The organism is Stenotrophomonas capsici, assembly GCF_034961085.1.
In the GTDB taxonomy this organism is placed as follows: Bacteria; Pseudomonadota; Gammaproteobacteria; order Xanthomonadales; family Xanthomonadaceae; genus Stenotrophomonas; species Stenotrophomonas capsici.
The window spans coordinates 1-3,029 of sequence record NZ_JAYFUH010000113.1 but is presented as its reverse complement, the minus strand read 5'-3'; the positions used below and the strand labels follow the sequence as shown (position 1 = coordinate 3,029).

Here is a 3,029-nt window from a genome sequence, read left to right as displayed (position 1 = left end):
CCCGCATGAAGACCGCTGACGGCCGCAAGGTCCTGTCGCGTCGCCGCGCCAAGGGCCGCAAAGTCCTCAGCGCTTGATTGCGTTGCCGCTCTCCGCGGCACATGCAACTTCAATCGTGAGCAGTGCCTTCCCGCGCAAGCGATTCCCTCGCTCTGCGCGGGTTCGTACGCGCGCTGAATACTCTACGGTCTTCAACGGCGCTCGCCGTGTGTCCGACCCGCTGATGACACTCCACTGGCTGAAAGGGGATGCCCCCGCTCGGTTGGGTATGGCCGTGTCACGGAAGGTGGATACGCGTGCGGTCGGCCGTAACCGTATCAAGCGTGTGTTGCGCGATGCAACACGCCATCTTTTGCCGTGCCTGGCCGGTGGCGATTTCGTCGTCGTTGCCCGCTCGGCGGCCAAGACGGCCAGCAATCAACAGATCCGCGAGGCGTTCGAACGCCTGCTGCGCCGTGCCGGCGCATTGCCCGCTGCGGGCGCGGACGGCACAATGCCGCCGCGCAAGGGCGCTGAACCCACTCCTTTGAACGCGCCGGATGCTTCGTCCGGCCGAGCCGAGCCAGCCTGCTGATGAACCAGACCCGTGTATTCCTGATTTTCGCCTGGCTGATGGTGGCCGTGCTGCTGTGGATGGAATGGGGTCGCGAGAAGAACGCGCCGGATCCGGCCACCGTGGCCGCGACCCAGCCGGCCGTGCCGGTGGCCAACGACGCCGACCTCGCCGTGCCCGGCACCGGTACTGTGCCGCAGGCCACCGTCCCCGGCCATGAGGCTCCGGCCGCCCCGGCGGTTGCCGGCGTCGAAGCGGCCAGTGCCGCACCGCGCGTGACCGTCACCACCGACGTCCTCAAGCTGGTGCTGGATGGCCGCAGCGTGCTCGACGCCGACCTGCTGCAGTTTCCGCAGACCAAGGCTGCCGGCAGCCCGCCGGTGCAGTTGCTGACCGAGGACAAGGCGCACCCGTATACCGCCACCGCCGGTTGGGCCAGCCAGTCCGGTTCGCCGGTACCTGGCGCCGCCGGTTTCCAGCCGGCCGGCAACGCCACCGAGGTGGTGCTGGCCGACGGCCAGAACCAGGTGCAGGTGCCGTTCGTGTGGAATGGCCCCAACGGCGTGAGCATCCACCGCACCTATACCTTCACCCGTGGCGAGTACGCCGTTTCGGTGAAGGATGAAGTGAGCAACGCCGGCAGCGCGCCGTGGCAGGGCTACGTGTTCCGCAAGCTGGACCGCGTGCCGTCCATCGTCACCCGCGGCATGACCAACCCGGACTCCTTCAGCTTCAATGGCGCCACCTGGTTCAGCCCGGAAGATGGCTACCAGCGCCGTGCGTTCAAGGACTACATGGATGACGGCAACCTCAACCAGACCATCACCGGTGGCTGGGCGGCGATGCTGCAGCACCACTTCTTCACCGCGTGGATCCCGCAGGCCGACCAGGCCGCGCTGTACCGCCTGTCGCAGAACGGCCCGCGCAACGTGATCGAAGCCAGCGGCCCGGGCTTCACCGTGGCACCGGGGCAGAAGGTCAGCACCGAGGCGCGCCTGTGGGTGGGCCCGAAGCTGGTCAACCAGATCGCCAAGGAAGACGTGAAGGGCCTGGACCGCGTGGTCGACTACAGCCGCTTCTCGATCATGGCGATCATCGGCCAGGGCCTGTTCTGGGTGATGAACCAGGTGCACAAGCTGGTCGGCAACTGGGGCTGGTCGATCATCGGCCTGGTGATCCTGCTCAAGCTGGCGCTGTTCCCGCTGGCCAATGCGCAGTTCAAGTCGCAGGCCAAGATGCGCAAGTTCCAGCCGCGCATCGCGCAGTTGAAGGAACGCTATGGCGATGACCGCCAGAAGTTCCAGACCGCGATGATGGAGCTGTACAAGAAGGAAAAGATCAACCCGATGGGCGGCTGCCTGCCGCTGCTGATCCAGATGCCGATCTTCTTCGCCCTGTACTGGGTGCTGGTGGAGTCGGTGGAACTGCGCCAGGCCCCGTGGTTTGCCTGGATCCAGGACCTGACCGCGCGTGACCCGTACTTCATCCTGCCGGTCATCAACATGGCGGTGATGTGGTTCACCCAGAAGCTGACGCCGGCCGTGGGCATGGACCCGATGCAGCAGAAGATGATGCAGTTCATGCCGCTGGTGTTCGGCGTGATGATGGCCTTCATGCCGTCCGGCCTGGTGCTGTACTGGGTGGTCAACGGTGGCCTGAGCCTGCTGCAGCAGTGGTACATGATCAAGAAGCACGGCGAGGACACGCTGCCGGCCAAGGTCGAAGCCAAGTAAGTCGAGGAGCCCGCCGCAAGGCGGGCTTTTCGCATGTGGCGTTAGAATCGCCCCGCGTTCGCGCCCCTTCCACCGTTTCCCGTCGTCGAGCCCGCCATGCCCCGTTCGCTGCCTTCGTACCGCGCGCTGTTGTCGCCCCTGTTGCTGGCCTGCGTGCTGGCCTCCGGTTGTGGCAGGCAGCAGGAGCCGGCCGGCAAGGCGCCCGTCACCCAACCCAGCGCCGCCGCGGCGGCGGCGACGGACCCGGCGGCGGCACCGCTGCTGGGCGCGTTGCAGAAGCAGTTGGATGGCCATCGTCGCATCGTCGTGCTGCTGGCCGATGAGGCACAGCAGACGCCGGCCGACCGCACCACCTCCAGCCGCATTGGCCAACAGTTGTTCCATGACGGGCTGGAGCAGCGCGAGGCCATCGCCGCGCAGTTCGATGCGTTGCTGCGCCAGAGCAGCCCACAACGCTTCGCCACGCTGGGCACGGTGCTGGACTACATCGAATCGGCACCGGAGCTGTACGACGCCGACCGCCTGGCGTTCCGCGAAGTGCTGCGTGACCTGCACGAGCGGGTCGGCAAGGACTCCTCGTTGCCGGCGGTGAAGCTGCACCAGCGCATCGGCGAGGACCTGGAGGCGCTGGACGAGATCGAGCGCAACTACAACCAGGAAATCACCCGGATCTTCAGCCGTTTCGATCGCACCCGAGCCATCACGCTCAAGCGCGAGAAATGGGACGACTACATCGCCCACCT

At 66.4% G+C, this 3,029-nt stretch carries 3 protein-coding genes and 1 pseudogene; all 4 read left to right on the top strand.

Features of this window, described 5'->3' with window-relative positions; translation table 11 throughout:
• The coding region (gene rpmH, locus VA603_RS09350; protein WP_323438631.1) for a 50S ribosomal protein L34 at positions 1-77 on the top strand (77 nt) is incomplete at its 5' end.
• Positions 78-115: 38 nt separating this feature from the next.
• Positions 116-574 (top strand): ribonuclease P protein component, encoded by a 459-nt coding sequence (gene rnpA, locus VA603_RS09345; protein WP_192287192.1) that lies wholly within the window; start codon positions 116-118, stop codon positions 572-574.
• Positions 574-2,286, top strand: coding sequence for a membrane protein insertase YidC (gene yidC, locus VA603_RS09340; protein WP_323438630.1), 1,713 nt, complete (start codon positions 574-576; stop codon positions 2,284-2,286). The genes rnpA and yidC overlap by 1 nt, the downstream gene beginning before the upstream one ends.
• Before the next feature lie 96 nt (positions 2,287-2,382).
• Positions 2,383-3,029: pseudogene (locus VA603_RS09335) on the top strand (polysaccharide deacetylase family protein); the annotation flags it as partial.